This window comes from Thermorhabdus hydrogeniformans (genome assembly GCF_049310025.1).
GTDB lineage: Bacteria > Bacillota > Thermosediminibacteria > Thermosediminibacterales > Tepidanaerobacteraceae > JBJYKD01.
Genome location: NZ_JBJYKD010000288.1, coordinates 1 through 236, shown reverse-complemented (window position 1 = coordinate 236; position 236 = coordinate 1). Strand labels below are relative to the sequence as shown.

Genomic DNA, 236 nt, shown 5'->3' with positions numbered 1-236 from the left:
ATCAGCCACAAGTTTGCTACAAGGCGTAACCGTGGTCCCCTTGCCTATATGCAGCTTATCACAAGAGAGTTTTCCAAGTACAAAGCCTGCCGTTATAAGATGACAATCGACGGGCATAGCAAGGAACTGGAGGCCTTTCTGATCAGTTTTGCAAACTCTACTCAGTATGGCAACAACATCCATATTGCACCTCAGGCCAAGGTTGACGACGGCCTGATAGATATCTGCCTTATCAG

Annotated in this window: 1 pseudogene; it reads left to right on the top strand. The window is 47.0% G+C overall.

What is annotated here, in order from left to right:
• Window positions 1–236: pseudogene (locus tag ACKX14_RS16460) on the top strand (diacylglycerol/lipid kinase family protein); the annotation flags it as partial.